Source organism: Pseudomonas sp. M5 (genome assembly GCF_016907075.1).
GTDB classification, from domain to species: domain Bacteria; phylum Pseudomonadota; class Gammaproteobacteria; order Pseudomonadales; family Pseudomonadaceae; genus Aquipseudomonas; species Aquipseudomonas putida_E.
In genome coordinates this window covers 2,203,772-2,228,478 of sequence record NZ_JAFBBH010000001.1, presented here as the reverse complement: position 1 = coordinate 2,228,478, position 24,707 = coordinate 2,203,772, and the positions used below count along the sequence as shown (strand labels likewise).

General features: G+C 62.9%; 27 protein-coding genes. 15 read left to right on the top strand and 12 right to left on the bottom strand.

From position 1 onward, the window contains the following. Positions 1-39: 39 nt before the first annotated feature. Genes JOE27_RS10090 through JOE27_RS10075 form a run of 4 tightly spaced genes read left to right on the top strand, consistent with a single transcriptional unit; the run spans position 40 to position 3,721 of the window. Entirely contained in the window at positions 40-1,326 is a 1,287-nt protein-coding gene (locus tag JOE27_RS10090) for an MFS transporter (protein ID WP_012315702.1), read from the top strand. A 9-nt stretch (positions 1,327-1,335) separates the two neighbouring features. Further along, entirely contained in the window at positions 1,336-2,115 is a 780-nt protein-coding gene (locus JOE27_RS10085; RefSeq protein WP_204918658.1) for a 5-oxoprolinase subunit PxpA, read from the top strand. Next, complete coding sequence (pxpB, locus tag JOE27_RS10080; RefSeq protein ID WP_174142312.1) at positions 2,112-2,807, top strand: 5-oxoprolinase subunit PxpB; 696 nt, start codon at positions 2,112-2,114, stop codon at positions 2,805-2,807. Before JOE27_RS10085 ends, pxpB begins: the two co-directional genes overlap by 4 nt. Continuing rightward, positions 2,804-3,721 carry a biotin-dependent carboxyltransferase family protein gene (locus JOE27_RS10075; RefSeq protein WP_119687616.1) on the top strand — a complete coding sequence of 306 codons (918 nt, stop codon included), beginning with the start codon at positions 2,804-2,806 and terminating at the stop codon, positions 3,719-3,721. The genes pxpB and JOE27_RS10075 overlap by 4 nt, the downstream gene beginning before the upstream one ends. Positions 3,722-3,830: 109 nt before the next feature. Here the strand turns inward: JOE27_RS10075 and JOE27_RS10070 are convergent, their stop codons facing one another. Together JOE27_RS10070 and JOE27_RS10065 are read right to left on the bottom strand one after the other, a co-directional pair. Continuing rightward, positions 3,831-5,009, bottom strand: coding sequence for a VWA domain-containing protein (locus tag JOE27_RS10070; RefSeq protein WP_012315698.1), 1,179 nt, complete (start codon positions 5,007-5,009; stop codon positions 3,831-3,833). A 12-nt stretch (positions 5,010-5,021) separates the two neighbouring features. Beyond that, complete coding sequence (locus tag JOE27_RS10065) at positions 5,022-5,867, bottom strand: MoxR family ATPase (protein WP_012315697.1); 846 nt, start codon at positions 5,865-5,867, stop codon at positions 5,022-5,024. 260 nt (positions 5,868-6,127) lie between these two features. Between JOE27_RS10065 and JOE27_RS10060 the strand changes: the two genes are divergently transcribed. Next, positions 6,128-7,603, top strand: a complete 1,476-nt coding sequence (locus JOE27_RS10060; RefSeq protein ID WP_204918656.1) for a DUF6538 domain-containing protein — start codon at positions 6,128-6,130, stop codon at positions 7,601-7,603. Between the two features lie 119 nt (positions 7,604-7,722). On the opposite strand, the gene JOE27_RS10055 is transcribed toward JOE27_RS10060, so the two are convergent. Further along, the gene (locus JOE27_RS10055; RefSeq protein ID WP_196164732.1) at positions 7,723-7,932 is read right to left on the bottom strand and encodes a DUF1508 domain-containing protein; all 210 of its coding nucleotides are present in this window, start codon (positions 7,930-7,932) and stop codon (positions 7,723-7,725) included. Between the two features lie 174 nt (positions 7,933-8,106). Between JOE27_RS10055 and JOE27_RS10050 the strand changes: the two genes are divergently transcribed. The 7 genes from JOE27_RS10050 (at position 8,107) to JOE27_RS10020 (ending at position 12,621) form a co-directional block, all read left to right on the top strand. Continuing rightward, positions 8,107-8,814, top strand: a complete 708-nt coding sequence (locus JOE27_RS10050) for a recombinase family protein (protein ID WP_204918654.1) — start codon at positions 8,107-8,109, stop codon at positions 8,812-8,814. A gap of 464 nt (positions 8,815-9,278) precedes the next feature. Then, entirely contained in the window at positions 9,279-9,626 is a 348-nt protein-coding gene (locus JOE27_RS10045) for a hypothetical protein (protein ID WP_103470063.1), read from the top strand. Further along, positions 9,626-9,967, top strand: a complete 342-nt coding sequence (locus JOE27_RS10040) for a hypothetical protein (RefSeq protein WP_204918652.1) — start codon at positions 9,626-9,628, stop codon at positions 9,965-9,967. The genes JOE27_RS10045 and JOE27_RS10040 overlap by 1 nt, the downstream gene beginning before the upstream one ends. A gap of 61 nt (positions 9,968-10,028) precedes the next feature. Continuing rightward, positions 10,029-10,814, top strand: a complete 786-nt coding sequence (locus tag JOE27_RS10035) for a hypothetical protein (RefSeq protein WP_204918650.1) — start codon at positions 10,029-10,031, stop codon at positions 10,812-10,814. Positions 10,815-10,958: 144 nt separating this feature from the next. Continuing rightward, the gene (locus JOE27_RS10030) at positions 10,959-11,267 is read left to right on the top strand and encodes a hypothetical protein (protein ID WP_204918649.1); all 309 of its coding nucleotides are present in this window, start codon (positions 10,959-10,961) and stop codon (positions 11,265-11,267) included. After that, on the top strand, positions 11,264-11,563 hold the full coding sequence (locus JOE27_RS10025) for a hypothetical protein (protein WP_204918647.1): 300 nt from the start codon (positions 11,264-11,266) through the stop codon (positions 11,561-11,563). The genes JOE27_RS10030 and JOE27_RS10025 overlap by 4 nt, the downstream gene beginning before the upstream one ends. A 59-nt stretch (positions 11,564-11,622) precedes the next feature. Then, the gene (locus tag JOE27_RS10020; protein WP_204918644.1) at positions 11,623-12,621 is read left to right on the top strand and encodes a hypothetical protein; all 999 of its coding nucleotides are present in this window, start codon (positions 11,623-11,625) and stop codon (positions 12,619-12,621) included. Positions 12,622-12,625: 4 nt separating this feature from the next. Here JOE27_RS10020 and JOE27_RS10015 read toward each other — a convergent pair whose 3' ends face one another. After that, on the bottom strand, positions 12,626-12,919 hold the full coding sequence (locus JOE27_RS10015) for a hypothetical protein (RefSeq protein ID WP_204918642.1): 294 nt from the start codon (positions 12,917-12,919) through the stop codon (positions 12,626-12,628). A gap of 252 nt (positions 12,920-13,171) precedes the next feature. Then, positions 13,172-14,245 carry a DUF748 domain-containing protein gene (locus JOE27_RS10010; RefSeq protein WP_115274098.1) on the bottom strand — a complete coding sequence of 358 codons (1,074 nt, stop codon included), beginning with the start codon at positions 14,243-14,245 and terminating at the stop codon, positions 13,172-13,174. 132 nt (positions 14,246-14,377) lie between these two features. Between JOE27_RS10010 and cysK the strand changes: the two genes are divergently transcribed. The 3 genes from cysK to JOE27_RS09995 all read left to right on the top strand — a co-directional run bounded on the left by cysK (position 14,378) and on the right by JOE27_RS09995 (position 17,729). Then, positions 14,378-15,352, top strand: coding sequence for a cysteine synthase A (gene cysK / locus JOE27_RS10005; protein ID WP_204918640.1), 975 nt, complete (start codon positions 14,378-14,380; stop codon positions 15,350-15,352). Between the two features lie 157 nt (positions 15,353-15,509). After that, positions 15,510-16,445, top strand: a complete 936-nt coding sequence (locus JOE27_RS10000) for an aspartyl/asparaginyl beta-hydroxylase domain-containing protein (RefSeq protein WP_161872381.1) — start codon at positions 15,510-15,512, stop codon at positions 16,443-16,445. 402 nt (positions 16,446-16,847) lie between these two features. Next, positions 16,848-17,729 carry a DMT family transporter gene (locus JOE27_RS09995; protein ID WP_204918637.1) on the top strand — a complete coding sequence of 294 codons (882 nt, stop codon included), beginning with the start codon at positions 16,848-16,850 and terminating at the stop codon, positions 17,727-17,729. Between the two features lie 4 nt (positions 17,730-17,733). On the opposite strand, the gene JOE27_RS09990 is transcribed toward JOE27_RS09995, so the two are convergent. The 7 genes from JOE27_RS09990 to JOE27_RS09960 form a co-directional block, all read right to left on the bottom strand. Further along, a complete protein-coding gene (locus tag JOE27_RS09990; RefSeq protein WP_046788035.1) occupies positions 17,734-18,204 on the bottom strand; it encodes a DUF4265 domain-containing protein in 471 nt (156 codons plus the stop codon). 162 nt (positions 18,205-18,366) lie between these two features. Further along, positions 18,367-19,596, bottom strand: a complete 1,230-nt coding sequence (locus tag JOE27_RS09985) for a hypothetical protein (protein ID WP_204918635.1) — start codon at positions 19,594-19,596, stop codon at positions 18,367-18,369. 390 nt (positions 19,597-19,986) lie between these two features. Then, positions 19,987-20,946 carry a PDR/VanB family oxidoreductase gene (locus JOE27_RS09980; protein ID WP_204918633.1) on the bottom strand — a complete coding sequence of 320 codons (960 nt, stop codon included), beginning with the start codon at positions 20,944-20,946 and terminating at the stop codon, positions 19,987-19,989. 8 nt (positions 20,947-20,954) lie between these two features. Next, positions 20,955-21,989 (bottom strand): aromatic ring-hydroxylating dioxygenase subunit alpha, encoded by a 1,035-nt coding sequence (locus JOE27_RS09975; RefSeq protein WP_115274104.1) that lies wholly within the window; start codon positions 21,987-21,989, stop codon positions 20,955-20,957. 19 nt (positions 21,990-22,008) lie between these two features. Then, positions 22,009-22,236 carry a recombinase-like helix-turn-helix domain-containing protein gene (locus JOE27_RS09970; protein WP_161872257.1) on the bottom strand — a complete coding sequence of 76 codons (228 nt, stop codon included), beginning with the start codon at positions 22,234-22,236 and terminating at the stop codon, positions 22,009-22,011. Positions 22,237-22,246: 10 nt separating this feature from the next. Further along, a complete protein-coding gene (locus JOE27_RS09965) occupies positions 22,247-23,215 on the bottom strand; it encodes a VOC family protein (protein WP_115274106.1) in 969 nt (322 codons plus the stop codon). Beyond that, entirely contained in the window at positions 23,212-24,702 is a 1,491-nt protein-coding gene (locus JOE27_RS09960) for an aldehyde dehydrogenase (RefSeq protein ID WP_115274107.1), read from the bottom strand. Before JOE27_RS09960 ends, JOE27_RS09965 begins: the two co-directional genes overlap by 4 nt. Positions 24,703-24,707: the final 5 nt, after the last annotated feature.

The window sequence follows — 24,707 nt, the reverse complement described above, 5'->3', positions numbered from 1 at the left end:
ACGTCGCCCATAAAACAATACCAACAAGCCGAGGCAAGCATGAACCCAAGCGGCGTGCAGCAACAGGTGCAATCCCCACCTTCGACCGGGCCGTTCGCCTGGTACCGCGACATCGACTCCCAGCAACGGCGCACGTTCTGGAGCTGCAAGATCGGCTATGGCCTGGATGGCATGGACACCCAAATGCTCAGCTTCGTCATCCCTACGCTGATCATGCTGTGGGGCATCACCACGACCGAAGCCGGGCTGATCCACACCAGCACCCTGATTGCGTCGGCCATCGGCGGCTGGGTCGCCGGCATCCTCTCCGATCGCATCGGCCGCGTGCGCACCCTGCAACTGACGGTGCTGTGGTTCGCCTTTTTCACCTTCCTCTGCGGCTTCGCCCAGAACTACGAACAGTTGCTGCTCGCCCGGACCCTTATGGGCTTCGGCTTTGGCGGCGAATGGACCGCCGGCGCGGTGCTGATCGGTGAGGTGATCCGCGCCCAGGACCGTGGCAAGGCGGTGGGCATGGTGCAGTCCGGCTGGGCCATCGGCTGGGGCCTGACGGCGATCCTTTATGCGCTGCTGTTCTCCTGGCTACCGGCGGAGCAGGCGTGGCGCGCGCTGTTCCTGCTGGGGCTGGTACCGGCCATTTTCGTGATTTTCGTCCGGCGCCTGGTCAAAGACCCTGAGGTGTATCGCCAGGCCAAGGCAGTGGAGAGCGCCGAGGCGCCCTCGCAGTTCTACGAGATCTTCGCCCCCGGCATGCTCTGGACCACAATACGTGCGTCGCTGCTGACCACCGGTGCGCTGGGGGGCTACTACGCCATCACCTCGTGGCTGCCGACCTTCCTCAAGAACGAGCGCGGCTTGAGCGTGCTGGGTACCGGTGGCTACCTGGCGATGGTGATCGTCGGCTCCTACATCGGCTATGTGGTCAGCGCTTACCTGTCTGACATTCTGGGGCGCAAGAAGAACTTCATCCTGTTCGCCGTGGGCTCGTTCATCATCGTGCTGCTGTACACCCAGATGCCGGTCAGCGATGGCGTGATGCTGTGGCTGGGTTTCCCGCTGGGCTTTTTTGCCTCGGGCATCTTCAGCGGCATGGGGGCCTTCCTCACCGAGCTGTTCCCCACCCGCATTCGTGGCTCGGGGCAGGGCTTCTGCTACAACATCGGCAAGGTCATCGCCGCGATGTTCCCCTTGCTGATCGGCCTGCTTGGCCAGAAGGTGCCGCTCGGGCTGGGCATTGGCGGGTTCGCCGCGGTGTCGTACGGTGTGGTGATTCTGGCGGCCTTGAGCCTGCCGGAAACCCGCGGCAAACACCTCCAGGCGCGTTAAGGTAGGCACATGAACATCGACACGGGAGCACGCCAGGTGAAACGCCTGCTACTCAATTGCGACATGGGTGAAAGCTTCGGCAGCTGGCGCATGGGCCTGGACGCCGAGGTAATGCCCTACATCGACTGCGCCAACATTGCCTGCGGCTACCATGCCGGCGACCCCGGCACCATGCGCCGTACCGTGGCCCTGGCCCTGCAGCATGGCGTGACCATCGGCGCCCACCCGGCGTACCCGGACCTGGTCGGCTTCGGCCGACGCTCCATGGCCTGCAGTGCCGAGGAAATTCGCGATCTGCTGCACTACCAGATCGGCGCTCTTGACGGTATCTGCAAGGTCCAGGGTGGCCGGGTGGCCTACATCAAGCCCCACGGCGCGCTGTACAACGACATGATGGCCGACCCGCTCAAGCTGCGAGCCGTGCTCGAAGCCGTGGCGGCGTATGACGCTGGCTTGCCCTTGATGCTCATGGCCACTGCCGACGACAGCGGCGCACAAGCCTTGGGTGACGAGGTTGGCGTGCCGCTGTGGTTCGAAGCGTTCGCCGACCGCGCCTATACCGCCAGCGGCCATTTGCTGTCGCGGCGCCTGCCGGGTGCGGTTCATCACGATTCGGCCGTGGTGGTCGAGCAGGCCTTGCGCCTGTCCCGTGGTGAAACGCTGGTGGCCGACGATGGCAGCGCCTTGCGCCTGCACGCCAGTACCCTGTGCGTGCACGGTGACAATGACAGCTCGGTGGCGGCGGTGCGGCAGATCCGCCAGGCCCTCGATGCGCTGGGGTCGGCATGAAGCTGCGAATCGAAGTGGTTGCGATCGACTGCCTGATGGTGCGCCTGTTCGACCGGATCGACGAGGCCAACATGCCGTGGCTGCTCGCCGCGAGCCACCGTTTGAGTGCCGCCTTCGGTGAGCACCTGGTGGACCTGGTGCCGTCCTACACCACGCTGATGGTGCAGTTCGATATGCCGCCAAGGCAGGCGAGTGCGTTGATCGACCAGGCGCTGGAGGGGCTGCAGCCAGATGCGGGCACCAGCGGTCGCCGGCACGAGATTGCTGTGTGGTACGACGCCAGTGTCGGCCCTGAGCTGCCGCTGCTGGCCGCACGCAGCGGCTTGAGCGAGCAAGAGGTGATCCGCCTGCACAGCGAGCGCGAGTACCCGGTGTTCGCCCTTGGCTTCGCTCCGGGGTTCGGTTTCATGGGGCTGGTGGACGAACGCCTGGCATCCCCGCGGCTGAGCACTCCGCGCAAGCGCGTGGCGGCCGGCAGTGTCGGCATTGCCGAGCGCCAGACAGCCGCCTATCCCGCCGTGTCACCTGGCGGCTGGAACCTCATAGGGCGTACCCCGGTTCGCCTGTTCGACCGCGAGCGTGAAGGCTACAGCCTGCTGCAGCCGGGCGATCGGGTGCGCTTCGTGGCGGTGTCCCATGCCGAGTTCCTGGCATTGGGTGGTGACGACAGCCCGTTGGAGGCACAGGCATGACGCAATTGAAGATCGAAGCCAGCACCGCCTTGTGCCAGTTGCAGGATGCCGGGCGCTTTGGTGTGCGGCACCTGGGGGTGACCCAGGGCGGTGCGCTGGATTGGGTGGCGATGAATTGGGCCAACTGGCTGCTGGGCAACCCGTTGGGCGCGCCGGTGGTCGAGGTGGCGCTGGGCGGCTTCACGGTAGTGGCCGAGCAGGATTGCATACTCGCCTTGGCCGGTGCCGACCTGGATGCTCGTGTCGATGACCAGCCGCTGGCCCCCTGGCGCAGCTTTGCCTTGGCCAAGGGCCAACGGCTGACCTTGAAGCAACCGAAGCAGGGCGTGCGTGCTTATCTTGCGGCGCCGGGCGGGTTTGAAGGTGAAGCCGTGCTGGGTAGCTGCGCCACTGTTGTGCGTGAAGAGCTGGGTGGCACCGATGGGCGAGGGGCCGCGCTAGGCAAAGGGCAATTGTTGGCGTTTGCCGGCACGCAGCCGGCCCTGCGCGAAGTGCCAGAGGTGCTGCGCCCCCATTATCGGCAAAAGCCCGTGCTCGATCTGGTCATGGGCGCGCAGATCGGTGATTTCAGCGGTATGAGCCTGTTCGAGGCGTTCAACCGTGACTGGACGCTGGACAGCCGTGGCGACCGCATGGGCATTCGTTTGCTCGGGCCGCAGCTTGTTTATCAGGGCGCGCCGATGATTTCGGAGGGTATTGCGTTAGGGGCGGTGCAGGTGCCCCCGGACGGGCAGCCGATCGTGCTGCTCAATGACCGGCAGACCATCGGTGGCTATCCGCGGCTGGGGGCGTTGACGCCGTTGGCGTTGGCGCAGTTGGCCCAGTGCATGCCGGGGGCGGCGGTGCGGTTCAGGGCGGTGGTGCAGGAAGAGGCCTGGCGGGAGCAGCAGGCTTGCCTGAACGGTTGGCGGTGACGCTACCGGCGCTACCGCCGGTAAGCCGGCTCCCGCGGGTACCCCACAAGGCTCAAATGCTGAGGTGTATCTGTGGGGCCCGCCGGCGATAGGGCCGGTACAGGCGAAACTACTTGGACAGATACCGCATGCCATCCTCCAACCCTTGCAAGGTCAGCGGATACATCTTGTCCTCGATCAGGTCACGCACCAGGTGTGTCGATGCCGTGTAATCCCAGGCCTGTTTCGGATACGGGTTGATCCAGATGATCTTCTTGAATTTCTCCATGAAGCGCTGCATCCACACATACCCGGCCTCTTCGTTCCAGTGCTCCACACTGCCACCGGGCTGGGTGATCTCGTAGGGCGCCATGGCCGCGTCGCCGACGAACACCACCTTGTAGTCATCGCCGTATTTGTGCAGCAGGTCGAAGGTGGAGAAGCGCTCCGAAGTACGCCGCAGGTTGTTCTTCCACACCGATTCATAAACGAAGTTGTGGAAGTAGTAGTACTCCAGGTGCTTGAACTCGGTCTTGCAGGCCGAGAACAGCTCTTCGCAGACTTTGACGTGGGCATCCATCGAGCCGCCGATGTCGAACAGCAACAGCAGCTTGACCGTGTTGCGCCGTTCGGGGCGCATCTGGATGTTCAGCAGCCCGGCGTCACGTGCGGTATGGTCGATGGTGCCGTCGATGTCCAGCTCCTCGGCGGCACCTTCGCGGGCGAACTTGCGCAGCCGGCGCAGGGCCAGCTTGATGTTGCGCGTGCCCAGCTCGACCTGGTCGTCGAGGTTCTTGTACTCGCGCTGGTCCCAGACCTTCACCGCCTTGCCCTGACGTTTGCCGGCGTCGCCCACGCGGATGCCTTCAGGGTTGAAACCGCCAGAGCCGAACGGGCTGGTGCCGCCGGTGCCGATCCACTTGTTGCCACCGGCGTGGCGTTCCTTCTGCTCTTCCAGGCGTTTCTTGAACTCCTCGATCAGTTTGTCCAGGCCGCCCAGTGACTGGATCTGTGCACGTTCCTCATCCGTCAGCGAGCGCTCGAACTCCTTGCGCAGCCAGTCTTCAGGGATCAGTGCTTCGAGGTGCCGGTCGAGGTTTTCCAGGCCTTTGAAGTAGGCCGAGAAAGCCCGGTCGAACTTGTCGAAATGGCGCTCGTCCTTCACCAGGATGGCCCGTGCCAGGTAGTAGAACTCGTCCATGTCGGCGAACACCACGCGCTGTTGCAAGGCGTTGAGCAGGTCGAGCAGTTCGCGAACCGATACCGGCACCTTGGCCGCACGCATTTCGTTGAACAGGTTGAGCAGCATGGCCGGCTCCTGTCAGCGGTTGCCGCGCCGGCTCATGAAGGCCAGGCGTTCGAGCAGTTGAACGTCCTGCTCATTCTTCACCAGGGCGCCGGCCAGCGGCGGAATGGCCTTGGTCGGGTCGCGTTCGCGCAATACCGCTTCGCCGATGTTGTCGGCCATCAACAGCTTGAGCCAGTCGACCAGCTCGCTGGTGGAGGGCTTTTTCTTCAGGCCCGGCACCTTGCGCACGTCGAAGAACACGTCAAGCGCTTCGCTGACCAGCGATTGCTTGATGTTGGGGTAGTGCACATCGACGATCTGCTGCAGGGTGTCGCGGTCCGGGAAGGCGATGTAGTGGAAGAAGCAACGGCGCAGGAACGCGTCGGGCAGTTCTTTTTCATTGTTCGAGGTAATGATGATGATCGGGCGTTGCTTGGCCTTGATGGTCTCGTCGATTTCGTAGACGTAGAACTCCATCTTGTCGAGTTCCTGCAACAGGTCGTTGGGGAACTCGATGTCGGCCTTGTCGATTTCGTCGATCAGCAGGATCACCCGCTCCTCGGCCTCGAAGGCTTCCCAGAGCTTGCCCTTTTTCAGGTAGTTGCGCACATCGTGGACTTTTTCAGTGCCCAGCTGGGAGTCGCGCAGGCGGCTGACCGCGTCGTACTCGTAGAGGCCCTGGTGGGCCTTGGTGGTGGATTTGATGTGCCAGGTGATCAGTCGGGCGCCGAAGGAGGCGGCCAGCTGTTCGGCAAGCATGGTCTTGCCGGTGCCTGGCTCGCCCTTGACCAGCAGTGGGCGTTCGAGGGTGATGGCCGCGTTGACCGCCAGTTTCAGGTCGTCTGTGGCGACGTAGTCGCGGGTGCCTTCGAACTTCATCGGGAGTGTCCTCTGCGGGGGCCAGTACAGGTACGGCATGTCTTCATTTGTTATCAGCGACTATACCCCGGCCCCAGGCGGCTGCAAACGCAGACCGGGTATTCAGTCCCTGAGTGATGGTCCACAATTCGACCACTGAATTTTGCTACAGTGCACGCCGCCCAAGGCTTCCAGGGTAGCGGGCACTGGGGCACGTACAGCTAAATCCCACCACCAGCCCCGAGCATGCGCCCTGGGCACGTGCACCACTGGAGACAGCAATGTCCTACGTTACCCGCCGCGACGGTCGTTACTTTTATCGTCGTCGGTTCCCCGCTGATGTCGCTGCCATTGTCGGCAGGGCGGAGTTCCGCAAGGCGTTGGGCACTGCCGACCGCAAGGAGGCGCTACAGCTCGCCCGTGTGGTTTCGGTGGAGTTCGACCGTACCTGCTCTGACGCCCTGACGCAGAGCGCCTGCGGTGGCGGTGCAGGGGCGATGCAGGCGCTGGATGAGCCTACCCAAAGGGTCACGGCCGAAAGCATCCTAGAGCGCCTGCGGGCCGTTGTAGACGGTGCTACCCGGTCGGCAGTCGAAGCCCTTGAACCGAGCCAGCGGCAGGCCCCCACCTGGGCGGCTGAGCTCGAATGGCGTAAGGCCGCGCTCCAGGCGATTGCAGACGGGAAGCACCCCGGCGCGGCTGACTACAACCCTGCGGAAGCAATGGCCGCTCTGCGCGCCCTGGAGGCCCTGGAACGGGGTGAGGTGCCGAGCCTGGAGCAACCCACCGGCACGCCACAGAAACCCGCTGATGCGGCCCCTGGCGCCTTTGCTGGCAGCCCGGATCAGCGTACAGCCGCTGAGTTCACCGAGGCCCTGGACGGATACTGCTCAAGGGTCAGTGAAGGCCGGGCGGGCATTGTGCGCTCGCTGGCGGCAAAGGTGCTGCGCTGGCCATCCACGCCGGATGCACAGGTACAACGGATCATGCAGTTTGCGGAGGAGCGACTGAGCGCGGGTGGCAAGGCAAGTAGCGTGCACAATCAAGCCGCTGGCCTCATCACCGTGCTGCGGGAGCTGCCTGGCTGGGAACGCATTGCCCTGCCGCGTAACGGCGCTGTAGCTCGTGCCGTCCGCCAGGGTGGCCAACTTCAAGCGGACGCCAGGGACTCGATGCCATTGGCGGTGGTGCATGCCGTCCTGCAAGCCTTCGATGCGCGTAGCGATGCCGTGGATGCCGCCGCCGCCCGCTTGCTGGTGCGCTACGGGTTGCGCCCGCTGGAGCTATTGCAGGAAGGCCCCGAGGCCCTGGCCATCAGGGAAGACATTCTGCACAACAAAGAGCTGGTGTTTCACGCTGGGTTATCGGGAGCCAAGAATAGCGCCAGTCGGCGTAGCCTGCCTGTGCATGCCGATGATGCCGAGCTGTTCCGATTGGTGTTGGCAGACCGAGGGGCGGCTGATGCGAAGCGAGCCAGGGCCAGGGTCAAGCGGCTAGGGGACGCGATGCGCATCGCCCTGCGGGGTAAGCCTGGCAAGCTCTCACTGTACAGTCTGCGGCACACCTGCGCGGACCTGCTCCGGGCTGCTGGCGCTACGCCTGATGAGGTCGGTGGAGTCCTTGGGCATACCGCCAAGGGCAGCAAGGCGACCAGTATCTACGGCGGCAAGGCACCGCTGCATCGGCCAAGGGCATTGCTGGCACAGGTCCGTGAGCTACTGGAGCAGGGCAGTGTGCCAGAAAGTCTTCCGGCTTAAATTTGTTGTATTCGTGCGAGGCGGGAGTCTGACCCAATCAAGGTCGGAATCCCCCGTAGGCCCTTCCTAGCCGGGGTGGGGAGGTGGCCCGAGCGGGATGCCTCGGGCCTTGCTCAATGCTACTTACGCAGCCGGTCGAAATCGTCGTCCCCGATGACTGGGGCAGCCGGTCCCTGCTCCTTGAGCAAGCTCACCGCGTGCTCACAGTCCACTAGATTGTGGTAGCTCTCGCTGCTCACGGCAATGGTCTTTGAGTTCTTCGCTACAAACTTCCAGCGCCATTCCTTTGCAGCGTCCTTGTAGATGTAGAAGTACGCAACGTCGGCCATCGGTGACTCTCCATTTGCGGTTGGGAGGTTTGACGCTAGCAATTGGCCATGGCGCCTGTCTACTGCTCCCGGCGAGCGTTTAACAAATCCTTGTGGTACGTCTTAACAAATCCTTGACGAACGACAATGGATCGTTAATATTGATTCCAAGCCACCCAGCAAGGAGTCTCCAGCATGCAAGTCGTCGCCTACTACCGTGTATCCACTGAGAAGCAAGGGCGCTCCGGGCTGGGCCTGGAGGCACAGCGCGAGTACGTCCAGGCCGCTGCTGAGAGTGAAGGGTGGAAAGTAATCGCCAGCTTCGAGGATCACGCCAGCGGCACTATCAGCCCTGCCGACAGGGAAAAGTGCGCCAAGGCGCTGGAGCTGTGCAGGCGGACAGGCGCCGTGTTGGTGGTGGCTAAGCTGGACCGCCTGAGCCGCGACGTTGCAGATATTGCGGGGCTCATGAAGGTGGCCGATTTCAAGGTGGCGACGATGCCCCAGGCCGACAAGTTCCAACTGCACATCTATGCCGCCTTGGCTGAGCAGGAGCGTACGTTCATCAGCCAGCGCACCAAGGCAGCTCTGGCATCCCTCAAGGCTCGGGCTGATGGCGGGGACGCCGATGCCCAGGCCAAGGTAGAACGTCGCTCTAAGGGCCGCGTAGCGGGCCAGGTAGCGGGCCAGGCCGCTGCTGTATATGCGGTCAAGGCCAAAGCTGATCGCTGGGCCGATAGCATGGCCTCACACGTCAAAGCTGGGATGTTCGATGGCTGCCGCACACTGGCTGCCATGGCTGCCTGGCTGAATGCTAAGGGGCATCGCACTGCCCGTGGGGCGGAGTTCAATCCGATGCAGGTGAAGCGCCTGGTGGAGCGCCTGGGCATCGCCTTCCCGTGAGCTGGTGCCGTTCTGCACTGACGGCCTGATCTGCGCAGGATTCGCGCCTGGGGCCTTCTAGGCCCTGCCTGGGCTACCTACCGCCAGCCCTTGCGCTGTAGGGCTTGGCCAGGGATATGGCACCTCTGTTCGGTAACTGTCACATACCATAGCAGAGAGAGATAACCACCTCGGCACAACGCGCTGCTATCGTCCGTGCCTGCGCCCGGGTCCAGAAGTCAGCCCGCTATGCAACCCCAAGCGGGCCGCCGCGCTTTTTACCCTGCATCGAACACCGTCGCTGTCTGCTCAGACCTGCAAGGGCGCGGCCTATCCCGTCCAGTTTCCCCGGCATCTGGTACACCCAGCCCTGCCCGAATACTTCCCGTACACATCGAAACACTACCTGTCTGGAGACGTTGAATCTCTAGGCGGGAACGCTTTCGACTTCAAGCACACTGTTACCTGAACCCATTGGAGGGACCATGACCCACAGCTCTCAGTTGCAGGGCAGGCCAGCGCTCACGGCTGCCCGAATCGTCCGCTTTATGCGGCTTAACTACGCACTTCCAGCACCGAAACCAATCACCACCACAGTGCTCCGCGAGGCGTTCCCCGAGGTGCCACGTAGTAGCCTGATGAATGCCATTGCCGCGCTCATCCGGCGTGCCGGGCTGCAAGCTCGATACCTCCCAGGAACCCACATCCGCGAATACTGCCCCGGCTCTCAAGCCTTCAACGCTTGGCGCATGCTGGACCGCGAGCAGCAAGGGCGGCATGCCTGGACAGAGGCGCGGTTGCTTGATGCGTTGAATGAACGCGGGGGCTGCTGATGGCCCGGAGAAAGACGATTGACCTCGACCGTCTGGGACTGGAGCTGCTCGCTGCCACGATTGAGGGCACCCGCCAGCGTTATAAAGACGCGAAGGAGGGCGGTTACCAAGTGGACGCGGCGACCATCAGCGCGAGCGTGTCGTTACTCAAGATGATCGAGGCCGCCAAAGCTGCGCGACAGGAAGATACCGCCGCCGAACTGGAGAAGCTGCGCGAGCAGTTCAAACGTCCACCGGCTAGCCAACCCGCTAGCCCTGCATTAGCAATCCAGAATGAACCCGCCAGCCGCGCAGCACTTCTTGCTGAATATGGCTTGGCCGATCCCGATTCCCCAACCTGATACACGCCGATGCGACGGAGGGCTACTGCCTGAAACCTTCGGCCCGATATGCGAGGACCGTATGACCACCGCACGAATCCCGGCGCGCTTTGCTGCCACCATTGAAACGACCCGCCTGCTGTACACCGTACACGCTTTGTTGCCGCTCAAGAGCCAACGTCAGATAGCCGCCGAGCTGGGTATCAGCCGCCGCCGAGTTGCGGCGCTGGCCCAGCTTCCCGCTCCATTGGATATGAGCGCCACTGCCGACCCATCCGACTTTTGGATTTCGCAAGAGGTAGCCCCTACCATGAAACGTACCGATGCTGTAGACGCGATCCTGGCCCTGGCCACCCGCCCCGAGGGTGTTCGATACCACGAGTACACAGATGTCCTTGCGGCGCTGTTTGGCATAGCCACTGACGGATCGTTGAACATGCAGGAGCCCGAGCACCGCCGTCTGCGTGACGACGTGAAGCGCAAGGCCAAGGTGCAGAGGCGAGTAGCCCTGTTTGTGCCGGCCTGGATTGCTGCACACGATCCACGGGGCAGCCACCGCGCTATGCTGGACGCTGCGCAATCTGTCTTTGAAGCCATTGAATACGCCGCCCTAGAGTTCGCCCAGCGGTTCCCCGGCGTGCCATACCAATCGGTTATGCATGAGCTGCGCTGTCTAGCGATTCCCGGTTTCAGCAATGAGCCGCTTGGCCAGCGCCTCGACCGTACCGCCGACGTCGTGAACCACCTTGCGGGCCACCCCATTAATATAGTGCAGCAAATGGCCCGCCCAGAATCCATGCGGGTTCCAGCGGTGTCTGTACCAGAAGTGGCCCGCGACGATTCCGAACTGGCCCGGCTCTGCATCTGATCAATATCTGATCAATCTTGCAATGACTGCCTGAGGCCCGCACAGCGCGTTCTAGCGCAGCCCTATCCAACCCTCCCCACCGCCCAGCCGATGCGCAAACACTGCGTAGGCGCAGCCGTGGGCGCTTACAAAGGAGATTCCCCATTGGCTTCCAAATACACCCGCATCGTCAACGACGATCCCACCGGCGCACTGACCCTGGATTACGGAGCGCTGGCCTACGTTCTCAGTCTGATGACGCAGGAGAAAGTCCGGGGCCTGACCTTGACCAAGGGCCTACGCTGGGTCGCCCACGTCCAGCGCGACGGTGTGCTCTACCAGAAGGAATTCCCGTTCGGGGAGAAGGCCCAGGCGCTGGCCTGGCTGCTCTGCACCCGCGCCCAACTCCAACTGGAAGGCCGGGACACCGACCAGCGCGGCAGATGGAAGCGCAATCCCGAGGTGGCGAAATGATCCCTGCCAACGGCACGGGTGGCATCCATGAATTGATCGGCATGATCCAGTCCGTGCAATCGCCCGAGGTGGAACCCCAGCCCCGGCGGCAGCCGGGCATCACGAATGCCGACCTTGGCGAACTATCGGTCCTGGCCTTCCAGCGGCAACTAGCCCGCGATGCACTGACCGCCAACCAGACGGTACCTGCCAGTTCCGACGCCGAGCTATACACCGCCGAGGTAGTGGCCGGGGCTAACGCGGCTGCTGTGCAGCGCCGCCAGCGCCCAGGCTCTTCGCTCGGCATCAATACCTGACGGCTGCATTAACAGCCTCGATTCAAACCACGTAAACGAACCCGCACCGGAGAACCACTATGACCAAATCCATCAAACCAGTAATTAACACCGCCGTATCGCCACGCACCCAGGCACTGCTTGGCGCCTTGCGCACCGGCATTACCCTGGGCCGACTCGACGTTCCCGAGCTGACAGCGCCCGTCGTTCCCCAGAACTACGTCGATGTGAAATCAGGCTTGAACCGTATGGCCGAGCGTTTCATTGACCCAGCCCGAGCCGAAGGCAAGCGAACTAGCGCCGATGACGTAGCCCGCGAACTCGGTGCCGTGATTGCCCAGGCCGCCCGCTCCGGTATGCCGCTGGCTGACCTGCCCGCCGCCCTGGACTACGATGCCGCGATGCTTCAACACCGGGGCCAGCAGGCCCATTACCTTCGATCCAGCGACGAACACGCCGCACGCCTGGCTGCTGATATCCAGACTTGGCTGGCCGACCTGCTGGCGGTCCTCAAGGTCCGGGAAGCGCTGGGCGCCGACGTGGTGCAGGATGCCGCCGGCGCTGGGAACAAGACCATGGCCGCTACCGCTCTGGACCTTGTAGCCCGTGAGAAGCTGAACACTGCTGGCGCTGCCGATCTGCCCGTCATGGCCGCAGGCCGGGGCCTGATGGTGCTCCTTGCCGCTGGCGTTGATCCAGCTGAATTGGAGCTGACCGACCTTGAAGTGCTGGTCGCGCTGGCTGGAGTTGAGATCATCCCGGCAATCTTGCCTGGCGCTGGCCTGGCTGCTGCTGACTTGTCGTTCCGCGCCGGTACTTCGCTAGTTAAGGTGACCACCCGTGGTGCTGTGCTCTACCGTGAGGCGGAGACTCAAGGTGGCCGCGTTGTCCTGCCCCACAGCGTGCTGGTTGCGGTGAGCCAAGAGGCGCTTGAGCAGTTGCAGGCGGAGGTAGGCGAGCGCCTGGCCCGCGTACCCCACCGCTTTCAAGAGGCTGCCGTGGGCAACAGTTCGCTGGACCGGAGCCGTCGGGTTATCCAGGGTGGTGGCCTGAACGCCTTTGCAGCGAGCATCGGCTAATTGCTCAGCGGGTGTAGGACTTCTCGAAGGTATCCAAGTCCAGTGCGATACCTTCCTCTACCAGCCCATTGAGCATATCCGCGTAGGCCTGCATTCGTGTTTGATCCCCGAGTCGGGAAGCAATGCGGATGTTCTTGAGCAAGTTCTCGGTGACTACATGGCGGGGGAAGGTGCGCAGCGTGAACATGCAGTTGCGCGCCTCCCGTTCGATATCCGCCAGCCTTGCCGGTGGTAGGTAGCTCCCGGTCGGTGTCTTGTTTCGGTTCACTTCCTCTAGCAGATTTGCCAACTTCGTCATTGCGCGTCCTGCTTTGAACTCTGCTAACCAGCCCATTCCCACCTCCCGAGTTTCAATCTCGGCAAGTATTAATCACAAGACGGAATCTGTCATGGCGATGGGCTATCAAATCCGGCTGAGCGTGCGGGGCTAGCGGGGCACAGGCGCCAACCGCAAGCCCACATCATGCGCTGATACAGACTGTAAGTAATTGAGTTTAAAGGGTTTTACAAGAATTCACTTGTCAGTCCCTGAATGGCTCGTCACGCCTGTTCAGTCGGAATCGGGCGCAGGTTGCTCATAGCGTGCATTGAACGCCTGGACAAACCCGTTGCGCAAAATCTGCAAAAACGCCTCGAAGGCGCTGATGTTCTGTTGGTGCACACTGCCGCTGAGTTCCACACGGGTGGCGAACTGGTTTTTCGGCTGGTTCTTCAGCACCGTTTCGCTGGCCCCGACCAGCGCTTCCCACACCGAGCGGAAAAAGCCCTTGTTCTTGTCCTCGATGTCCTGCTGCCAGTTGAACACGTCCACGTCGCGCAGCAACGGCTTGATGTAGCCATTGAGCCGGCCGTTTTCCGCCTGGGCCTCGATCACCACATCGCCGTGCCCGGCATTGAAATCGAACTTGCCATAGGCACTGGCGAAGTCGTTCAGCCTGCGCAGCTCCATGCCGGTTGCGCGCAGCCGGAACTCGAAATCATCGAAGTCGCTGAACGGGTCGAAGGTCGCGCGGCTCTGCACCCTGGCATCGCCCAACAGCAGGGCTTTAGCCTCGAAGCTGGCGTCGCGCCGGCCTTTGTCGTCCCGTACGTTGGTCAGGTTGCGGATATTGGCGTCGAGCCGGGTGGCCTTGAGGTCGACCGGCGGCTTGGAGTTGAAGTTGTGGAAGGTCAGCGTGCCGTCATCGATGCGCACATCGTTGAGGGTGATCGGCAGCAGTTTTTCCAGCTGCTGGCGCCAGTCTGTACCCTGACCGGTCTGCGAGGCCTGTTTGTTGCCGCCGTCGACGAAGTTGAGCACCGGTCGTAAAAAGGTGACTTCGGCCACCACAGCATGGTCATACCACAGCGCTTGCCAGCTCACCGAGAGGTCGATCAGTGGCGCATCGAGCAGCGGCACCGGAACCTTGCCGCTGGTCTTGACGATCTTCAGCCCATCGATCTGGTAGGCCCCGCGCCACCAGGCCAGTTCCACGTCCGTGACCTGGCCACGGTACTCCCCCATGTCCGCCAGCTTGTCGTTGAGGTAGTCGCGCACCAGGTAAGGCAGCGCCAGGTGCAGGGCCACCAACAGCACGACCAGGCTGGCCAGGCCGACCAGTGGCCAGCGATAACGGGCTTTCATCGCAGTGATCTCCAAGGCGGGTTGTGCGGTTGACCGCAGGCCGCCCGGGCGAGTTCGAACGGGCTTTACGGGCCAACGGGGCAGGCTTACCCTTTAAGCCTTTCCCCGCCACTTCATGCCAAGGACCCTGCCATGAGCCGTATCTACGCAGACAACGCCCATTCCATCGGCAATACGCCGCTGGTGCAGATCAACCGCATCGCCCCGCGCGGTGTGACCATCCTGGCCAAGATCGAAGGGCGCAACCCTGGGTACTCGGTCAAGTGCCGTATCGGCGCGAGCATGGTCTGGGACGCCGAGGGCAGCGGCAAGCTCAAGCCCGGCATGACCATCGTCGAGCCGACCTCGGGCAACACCGGCATTGGCCTGGCCTTCGTCGCCGCCGCCCGTGGCTACAAACTGATCCTGACCATGCCGGCCTCGATGAGCCTGGAGCGTCGCAAGGTACTGAAGGCCCTGGGCGCCGAGCTGGTGTTGACCGAGCCGGCCAAGGGCATGAAAGGCGCGATCGAGAAGGCCAACGAGATCGTTGCCTCGGACCCGGCGCAGTACTTCCTGCCAGGCCAGTTCGACAATCCGGCCAACCCGGCCATTCATGAAAAGACCACCGGCCCGGAGATCTGGAACGACACCGACGGTGCGGTCGACGTGCTGGTGGCCGGTGTCGGCACCGGTGGCACCATTACCGGCGTGTCGCGCTATATCAAGCACACCCAGGGCAAGTCGATCCTCTCGGTGGCGGTCGAGCCTGTGGCCTCGCCGCTGATCAGCCAGACCCTGGCCGGTGAGGAGCTCAAGCCCAGCCCGCACAAGATCCAGGGCATCGGCGCCGGCTTTGTGCCGAAGAACCTTGACCTGTCGATCGTCGACCAGGTCGAGACCGTGACCGATGACGAGGCCAAGGCGATGGCCATCCGCCTGATGCAGGAGGAGGGCATCCTTTGCGGCATTTCTTGTGGCGCGGCGATGGCTGCTGCGGTGCGGCTGGCGGAAAAGCCAGAGATGCAGGGTAAGACCATCGTCGTAATCCTGCCCGACTCCGGCGAGCGCTACCTGTCGAGCATGCTGTTCGCCGACATGTTCAGCGAGCAGGAGAACCAGCAGTAAGCGGCAAGCTGCCCCTGCGCTCGGGTTTATTGCAAAATCTTCATGAGTGAGTTCCCGCCCGGGTTGTTTTTACCTGGGCGTGATGGGTTTATGATGGCAGGATGATTTTTGATGGGGGCAGGCAGCGCTGGCCTGCTCCCTTTCCAAGGAGTGTTGCATGACCTTTTCCTTCGTCGCCAAGGCAGGTGTCCTGCTGGTTTTTTTTGGCAGCGTGCTGTTCGTCCACCTGCGCGGCAAGGCGCGATTGCCAGTCCTGCGCCAGTTCGTCAACCATTCTGCGCTGTTCGCACCCTATAACAGCCTGATGTACTTTTTCTCCGGGGTGCCGTCCAAGCCGTACCTGGACCGCCAGCGTTTCCCTGAGCTGGACGTGCTCAAGGACAACTGGCAGCAGATCCGTGAGGAGGCCATGCGCCTGTTCGATGAGGGCTACATCCGCGCCGCCGAAAAAGACAATGACGCAGGCTTCGGGTCGTTCTTCAAGAAGGGCTGGAAGCGTTTCTACCTGAAGTGGTACGACAAACCGCTGCCGTCGGCCGAGGCGCTGTGCCCGAAGACCGTCGAGCTGGTCAGCGCCATCCCCAACGTCAAGGGCGCGATGTTTGCCCTGCTGCCCGGCGGCAGCCACCTCAACCCGCACCGCGACCCCTTCGCCGGCTCGCTGCGCTATCACTTGGGCTTGTCCACGCCGAACTCCGACCATTGCCGCATCTACGTCGACGGCCAGGCCTACGCCTGGCGTGATGGCGAGGACGTGATGTTCGACGAGACCTACGTGCACTGGGTCAAGAACGAAACCGACGTCACCCGGGTGATCCTGTTCTGCGACATCGAACGCCCGCTCAGCAACCCGCTGATGGCCCGCATCAACCGCAAGGTCAGCGCCTTCCTGGGCCGCGCCACTGCACCGCAGAACACCGATGACGAGCGGGTGGGCGGGATCAACCAGGCGTATGCCTGGAGCAAGCGCTTCAGCAACAGGATCAGCACCCGTGTGAAGCAGTTCAAGCGTGCCAACCCCAAGGCCTACCGCATCCTGCGGCCGGTGCTGGCGGTGGCTGTGGCGTACCTGCTGTATCGCTGGTTGTTCTGAAGTTTCGGTGCCTGCAGGGCCCTATCGCCGGCGAAAGGGCCCAACAGGCATCACAGAAGCCAGCTATTGTCCTGGCCCTGATTCACCGCTATATTCCAGCGCATTCACCTCCCCGAAGACCTGCTCATGCCTGCCATCCTGTCCACCGCAAGCTTTGCCATCGCGCCAGTCGCGGGCGGGGCCGTGCGTGGCAGTCAGCAGCCGGCCATGATCAGTCATTACCCACCACCTGTCAGTGGCGTTGTAGGCGGCGTAGCTCCGCCTCGCTGCGTGGTTGTGCCGGGCTGACCGGCCTTTGGCCGCATCCCGTCACACGCGCAACCTACTGAACACGGTCGGCGGCTTCCCTAACTGAAGTTCACGCCCACCGTTCGGCTTATCTGCCCGAATACAGGTGCATGCATGTCTGTCATTTCCAAAGCATCCGTGGCCTCGGCGGCCACTACCAGCCTGTTCGTCCTGCTGTGGAGCAGTGGCGCCATCGTCTCCAAACTTGGCCTGGCCCATGCCAGCCCGTTTGCTTTCCTGCTGCTGCGCTCAGTGCTGGCACTCGCCGGGTTGCTGCTGATCGGCCCGTTGCTGGGCCTGCGCTGGCCGCGCACACGTGGGGCGATGTTGCGAGCCCTTGGCACCGGCTGCGTGTTGCTCGGTGCCTACCAGATCTTCTACCTGCTGGCGCTCAATACCCACGTGACCCCCGGCGTGATGGCCACGGTGATGGGAGTACAACCGATCCTCACTGTGGTGCTGATGGAGCGCCAGCGCTCCTGGCGCCGGCTGTTCGGTCTGGGCCTGGGGCTCGGCGGGCTGGTGATGGTGGTCTATCAGGGTATCAACCTCGGCGGAGTGTCGCTGGCCGGGATGCTGTTTGCCTTGCTGGCGCTGGGCAGCATGACCTTTGGCTCGATCCTGCAAAAACGCATCACCGACAACCCCATGGGCACGCTGGGCCTGCAGTATCTGGCGGGGTTTGCCATGTGTGCTGTGTTCGCGCCGCTGCAGCCGCTGCACGTTGCATGGAGCGGCAGTTTCATTGGTGCGCTGCTGTGGATGGGGCTGGTGGTTTCGCTGCTGGCGACCATGCTGCTGTACCGCCTGATCGCCAAAGGTAATCTGGTCAACGTCACCAGCCTGTTCTACCTGGTGCCGGCGGTGACTGCGGTGATGGACTTCCTGATCTTCGGTAATCGCCTGGCACCGCTCAGCCTGCTGGGAATGGGGCTGATTGTGGTCGGTTTGCTGTTCGTGTTCAGCAAGCCTGCCAGTCGCATGGCCCAAGCATAGGCCGTCAGCGAAACTCTTCGGGGATGGCGTGGCGCAGCACGCCTTCCTCGAAGTCCAGGGTGCCGGCTTCGCGCTGCGTCAGCAGGTAGTAGAGCAGGGTGTCGAGTGAGCGCGAAGGCGGGACTTCGACGGCCAGCATCCTGACCGCTTTTTCGACTTCGCTGGGGCAGCCGAAATCTTCGAGTGCCGCACGAACCTGCTCCAGATCACCGCCTGCCTTCACAAGAACGCGAAATACCGAAGCGCCGCCACTGTGCAGCAAGCCTTCGAACCAGGATTGCTCGCCCTCTTCGCTGATGCTGATGGTGTCGCCAGGTGCGATGCCGTAGGCATAGAAGGGGATGCTGTCGACCTGGTAGCCAGCCGCGGTACGTTTTGCCCAGAGGCCTTCGACCGATGCGGGTGGGTAGCCTTGTGCATCCTGCTCCAGGCGCCAGAGCACGATCTTGTAGGCTGGGGTTTGCTCGGGGGGCATGGGGCGTTACGTGTCGTGAGGGCTGCTTATCGTAATGCCCTTTGGCGTTGTTGTCTGTACTGGCCCTATCGCCGGCAAGCCGGCTCCCATCGGTAGTGCGCTGCGCAGCTCCTGTAGGAGCCGGCTTGCCGGCGATAGGGCCGGTGCAGGCCACCCAGGCTGCTAGAAGTAATACCCAATGTTTATATTGGTCCGGTAATACCAGTCATTGCTGCCCACCGAGCTGGTGCTGGTCCAGCCTGTGCCATTTTCCGCCCCGCCAAACGGGTTGGCATTGCGCGCCCAGGTCAGGTCGACCCAGGCCATGATCGGCATGGCCAGGAACTGCGCGCCAACGGTGAACATCTGCGAATCGTCCCAGCCATGTTCATCTTTCATCATCCGGCTGTAGTCGGTATAGAGCTTGATCTTTTTCAGTTGCCCAAGCTTCGGGGTCAGCACGTCATAGCCGACGTTGACTGCAGCGATGGTGGCCTTGGAGGCGATCAGGTATGCAGGGGTCAGGCCGTTGCCGCCCATCAGCACTGCGTCGTTGCTGACGCCCGCCGGGTTCTTCGGATCGTACTCATAGCGGATCGCCTGGCCCGTCACCGTCCAGGGGCCTCTGTTGAGCAGCGCGTGGACTCCGCCTGCCCAGTAATCGCCGTCGTCATGGGTGGTGGCGTTGTACAGCTCGGCAGCCGCAAGCGAGGCACCCAGCTCGGTCTTCCAGCCATCGCCGCTGAAGGTACGGGCGACACGGGCGTTGACCTGGTTGTGTTTCTCGTTGTCTTGGCGCGATTGGGTAAACGGCACGGCGTTGTCGTCGAGGTCGGCATAACGCCCGACTTCCGGTGAGTAGCGCAGGCTTGAAGGCAGCATGCGCGGGAAGTAACCCAATTGCAGGTCCCACTGCGCATCCTTGTAGCTGTATTTGAGGCCTTTGCCTGCGCTGACGCCGTAGCCCATGAAGAACGGTATGTGATAGCTCCAGCCAAACTGTGGATACGGCTCCAGGCCGAACGGTTTGAACGGCGCCCCGGCTTGCAGGTTGGCTTGGGGGCTGAAGCGGTAGCCAATGTAGCCACGGTCGATCGAGCGCTTGCCGTCGTCCTGGAACCAATAGCCGACATCGCTGAACAGCTGGCGATGGTTGGCCTGCACGTCGAGGCGGAAGGTATCGAAGAGGAAGCGGCCGTTGTTTTCGGTGGTGTCCCAGTGTTCGTCGCGGTAATTGACGCGCAGGGCGCCGCCGATATCCAGGCTGCTCTGGCCGTCGTCGCTGCGCCAGGCAATATGCGGGAAGGGCTTTTTCGCGGTGGGTGGCTGGTCGGGGGCGGCGGGGCCGGGTTCGGAAGCGAAACTTGCGCAACTGCCGAGAATCAGACCGAGGCTTATCACATATCTTTTCATGCCATGCCCTGCAAGGTTGGGAGGTTTTCCGCAGGCAAAGGGGGAGCGTCGCCCGTACTGCGGGTTTTTTGTTTTATGGGTGAGATGTTGTTTGACAAAGGAAATGGAGCAGGTTTTGTGCCAGTTTCTTTTATTAAATAAAAACTGATTTAAAACAATTATTTATATTTGAAACGGCTTGGTTTGTACCGTATCTGGAACAGGCTGAAAGTTTGGTTACTGTTATGCCCAGGCATTGTGCGTCGATGCACTACTTTGTCTTGGGTTGTATCAGTACATGCCTTATCGCTGGCAAGTGGGCGATAAGGCAGGAATGAACAGCACAAAACCAGGTCAAAAAAAACCGGCCCATGAGGGCCGGTCAAATTTACGCGTGAGCGAATGTTCAATTCACAGATCAAGCACCAACCGCCGGCTTTTGCACCCGGACACACAGACCATCATCGATTTGTTCGCCGCCCGCTCAGCCTTGGTCAGCACCCCGTCGCGGTGGTCCACATCCCCCTCCAGCACTCGGGTCTCGCAAGAGCCACACACACCCTCACGGCAGCTGTACTCGATATCGCAGCCGGCTTCGAGCAGCACATCCAGCAGGTTCAACCCGGGTTCGACGCTGACCGTCCTGCCTGACCGGCTCAGCTCGACGCTGTAGTTGGCTTGGGCATCGTCCGATGCCGCCACTTCGGCTGCGGTAAACCGCTCGATATGCGCATTGGGGTAACCCAGGCGTTCGCAGGTCTGCTCGAAGGCATCGAGCATCGGCGTCGGCCCGCAGCAGTAGAAGTGCGTGTCCGCAGGCCGCCCGGCCAGATAGCCGGCCAGGTCCGGCAGGCCGCCTTTCTCGTCGTTGAAGTGGTAGACCACCTTTGCCCCAAGCCCGCTGATCTCCTCCAGCAGTGCGGCTTCGGCACGCGAGCGTGCACAGTAGATCAGCTCGGCCGAGCGCCCCAGCGTCAGCAACTGGCGGAACATGCAGTAGATCGGCGTAATGCCGATGCCGCCCGCCACCAGTACGCTGTGGCTGGCGCGGGTGTCGAGGGCAAAGTTGTTGCGTGGCTGGGAGATCTGCAGTTGCGTGCCCACGCGCAGTTGCTCGTGCACATAGCGCGACCCCCCGCGGCTGGCTCGGTCACGCAGGATGCCGACCACATAACGGCCCTGGTCGCTTGGCGCGTTCAGCAGCGAATAGCTGCGCACCAGGCCATTGGGCAGGTGCAGGTCGATGTGCGAACCGGCGTCGAAGGGCGCGAACACAGTGTCACCCCAGGGGCGCAGCTCGACGCTGATGATGCCTTCGGCTTCATGGCGCAGGGTGTGCACCCGTGCACTGATGGTGGAGGAGTTGGACATCGGTCACCTCAGGCCAGTTGCTTGGTTTCGATCAGGGCCAGCTGTTCCTTGGCCTTGCCCTTGAGGTAGCGGCGCAGGCGCACCACGCCCAGGTCGTGCTGGTAGAGGTTTTCACGTTGGTTGGCGTCGAACTCCATGAATTCCAGCAGCACCCGGTCCTGCTCCAGTACCGCCCAGTGGCGCGCCTCCAGGCGGTTCTTGTAGAGGAAGCGCCAGGTGTCGCGTTGCCAGCCGGTCAGCGGCCGGGCGCGCCAGTGGAACACGGCCGACAACGCTCGGCTGCTGGGCGTGTAGCTGCCGATGATGGTGAAGTTGCCGCCCGGGCCACCGGTCTTGGGGTAGGGAATCTCCAGGCGCAGCCAGTGGCAGCCGTTGTCGAGGAATTCGGTCCAGTCGAAGTTGACCCCGCGCTGGCCTTCTTTCTCGAAGAAGAAGCCTTGTTCGGTATCGCGGGTGACGAACCTGGCGGTGGCTTCGCCCTCGCTCATGGAATGCGACATCTTGTGCAGGTAGGTGCCGTGCATCGGGTCCATGACGTTGTCGAGCACGTAGCGGTAGTCGCCTTTCCATTCGGTGTAGCAAAGGAAGCTGCTCCACTGGGGCGAGGTCAGCTGCTCGGGCAGTACCAGCTCCGGTGGTGTGTCCAGGTGCGGGTCGGTGGCGTTGAACAGAAAGATCGCCCCCGCAGCCTCGCGGGTATGGAACATCCGCGTCGGGCGGCTGCCTTCGAGCTTGCAGCCAGGGCTGCCGGGCACTTTGGTGACAGTGCCGTCGCAGCGTACTTCAACGCCGTGGTACGGGCACTGCAGGCGGTCACCCAGCACCGGCCCTTGGGACAGCGGCGCGCCGCGGTGCGGGCAGTGGTCCTCAAGCGCGTGCACGCTGCCATCGTTGTCGCGCCACAGGGCGATCTTGTAGCCCAGGCGACGGATGGAAACCGGTTTGTCGCTCAACAGTTCCGACGGCAGAACCGGGAACCAGAGGTCTTTCAGGCCATTGGCCAGGTGTTGTTCAACAGGGTCGACGGTTACATGCATGTTCATCTTGTTCTTCTCCGCAGGGTCATTCGCCCAGCCGTGCCATCAGGGTTACAAAGGCGTCTTCAGTCCACGCTCCGCTGGTCAGCGGGCAGGGCGGGCCGGCCAGGTTGAGGTGGGCGAGCAATTCCCCCAATTCGCTCACGCCGTTGCCGTAGGCGCGTTCGATGGAATCGCCGAGCAGGTCCTCGAACGGTGTGTTGGGGCGTTTGCGTGCCTGGTGCGGCTGCAGGTAAACCTCGGGTGTGTTCATGGGATCGACCTCAGTTGTGCTTGGGCTTGTCGGTGAGGAATTTGCCTTGGGGTGCTTCTGCGTGCTGCTGGCGCCGGGTGTTGCCATCGATGCCGCCGGCAATCGCCCATTCGGCGAATACGGTCGGGCCGGGTTCGAACGCGCGTGGCTGCCATTCGGCGGTCAGTTGGTCCTCGTCGGCGTAGTACTCGACCAGCGCGCCGGCCGGGTTCTTGAAGTACCAGAAGAACGCCGATGACACCGGGTGGCGGCCCGGGCCGATTTCGGTGGCCCAGCCGCAGCGGGAGATATGCATGCCGCCGCCGAACACCTCGTGCAGGTCACGTACGGTGAACGCCACGTGGTTGAGGCCGGCGCGCGGGGCCGGCAGCTGGAGCATGAACAGGTCGTGGTGGCCGCCTTCCTCGGCGGTGCGCAGGAAGGCGCCGCGGTTGGGGTAACGGTCCGATGCCTGGAAGCCGAAACGTTCGTGGTAGAAGGCCTCGCAGGCGTTCACGTCCTTGACGAAGAACACCACGTGGCCCACTTCGATGGGCGTGGCACGGTCGTAGATCGGCGCCGGCTTGTTGATCCGGCCCTTGGTCTGCCAGGTGTTGTGGCCGCTGCACTCGATGTCCAGCGTGCGTTTGCGGGTGACCTGCAAGCGGATCGCCAGGCCGTTAGGGTCGGTGCAACCGATGCGGCCATTGCCTTCGACAAAGCCCGGGTCGTTGGCGATGCGCTGGCTGTACAGGGCAAGGTCCGCCTGGCTTGCGACACCCCACACCACTTCACGCACGGTCGAACCGGGCTCGATGGCCGGCGGCAGGCCGGGTTTGTCGAGGGCGGCCAGCACCACGCGGCAGCCATTGAGGGTTTCGAAGATCACCTCGTCAGGCTGTTCGCTGACTTTGCTCAAGCCCCAGTCGGTGAAGAAGCGGACGCAGGTGGCGAGGTCTTCCACGCCATAGGTGACTTCGTCGATGCCCAGTACGCTCATTGCCCTGCCTCCACGCCGGCCCAGGCCAGCGGCTGTTGGTTCATGCCCCAGTAGAGGCTTTTCTGCTCCATGTACTGCAGGATCCCCAGGCGGCCTTTTTCACGGCCCAGGCCGCTGTCACGCCAGCCGCCGAACGGCGTCGAGATGGAGAACTGCTTGTAGGTGTTGATCCACACCGTACCGGCCTGAAGCTTGCGGCCAAGCGCCCAGGCACGCTTGTAGTCACGGCTCCAGATACCGGCGGCAAGGGCGTACAGGCTGTCGTTGGCCTGGGCCAGCAGGTCTTCTTCGTTGTCGAACGGTAGGGCCACCAGCACCGGGCCAAAGATCTCTTCCTGACAAACCTGCTGGTGGTTGCCCAGCCCTTCTAGGATGGTCGGCGGGTAAAAGTAACCCTGCTCGTACAGGCCGCCGCTCGGGCGCTCACCGCCCAGGCGCAGGCGGCCACCTTCGGCCAGGCCCAGGGCCACGTAGCGCTCCACCGACGCGCGGTGGCCAGCACTGATCAGCGGGCCCATCTGCGTGCGCTCGTCGGCCGGGTCACCCAGGCGCAGTTGCGCGGCGGCAGCGGTCAGCCGGGCCATGAACGGCTCGTACAGGGCACGGGCGACGAACAGCCGGGAGCCGGCGATGCATGCCTCACCCGAGGAGCTGAAGATGCCGTACAGCACACCGGCCACGGCGTGGTCGAGGTCGGCGTCGTCAAGGACGATGGTCGGCGACTTGCCGCCCAGCTCCAGCGACACCGGCATCATCTTGTCGGCGGCGATATGGGCGATGTGTTTGCCGGTACGGGTGCCGCCGGTGAACGACACACGTTTGACCAGCGGGTGGCGGGTCAAGGCGTCACCCAGCAGTGAACCCTTGCCTGGCAGCACGCTGACCAGGCCTTTGGGCAGCCCGGCGTCCTCACAGATGCGGGCCAGTTGCAGGGCCAGCAGTGGGGTGATTTCCGCCGGTTTGATCACCACCGCATTGCCACCGGCCAGGGCCGGGGCTAGCTTCTGCGCCTCGCTGGCGATGGGCGAGTTCCATGGCGTGATCGCCGCGACCACACCCATCGGCTCGTACACGCTCATGCTGACGAAATCGCCGCGCGACGGGGTGATGGTTTCCTCCAGCGTTTCGCAGGCAGCGGCGAAAAACTGGAAAGTCCCTGCCGCGCTGGCGACCAGGGCGCGGGTTTCGTTGATCGGCTTGCCGTTGTCCTGGCGTTGCAGTTGCGCCAGCTCTTCAGCGCGCTCGCGGATCAGCCCGGCGATGCGGTACAGCACAGCGGCACGTTCGTGCGGTTTGCGCTGGGCCCAGCCGCTGTGCAGGAAGGCCTGATGGGCCCCCTGCACGGCGGCTTCGACATCTTCAAGGCTGGCCGCATTGAGCCAGGCGACCGGCTCACCGGTCGCCGGGTAGCACGAGGCGTAACGCTCGCCGCCGCCCAGGCGCCAAGTGCCGGCGATGCACAGCGGTAAGGTCTGTTCCAGAGTCATTGGCA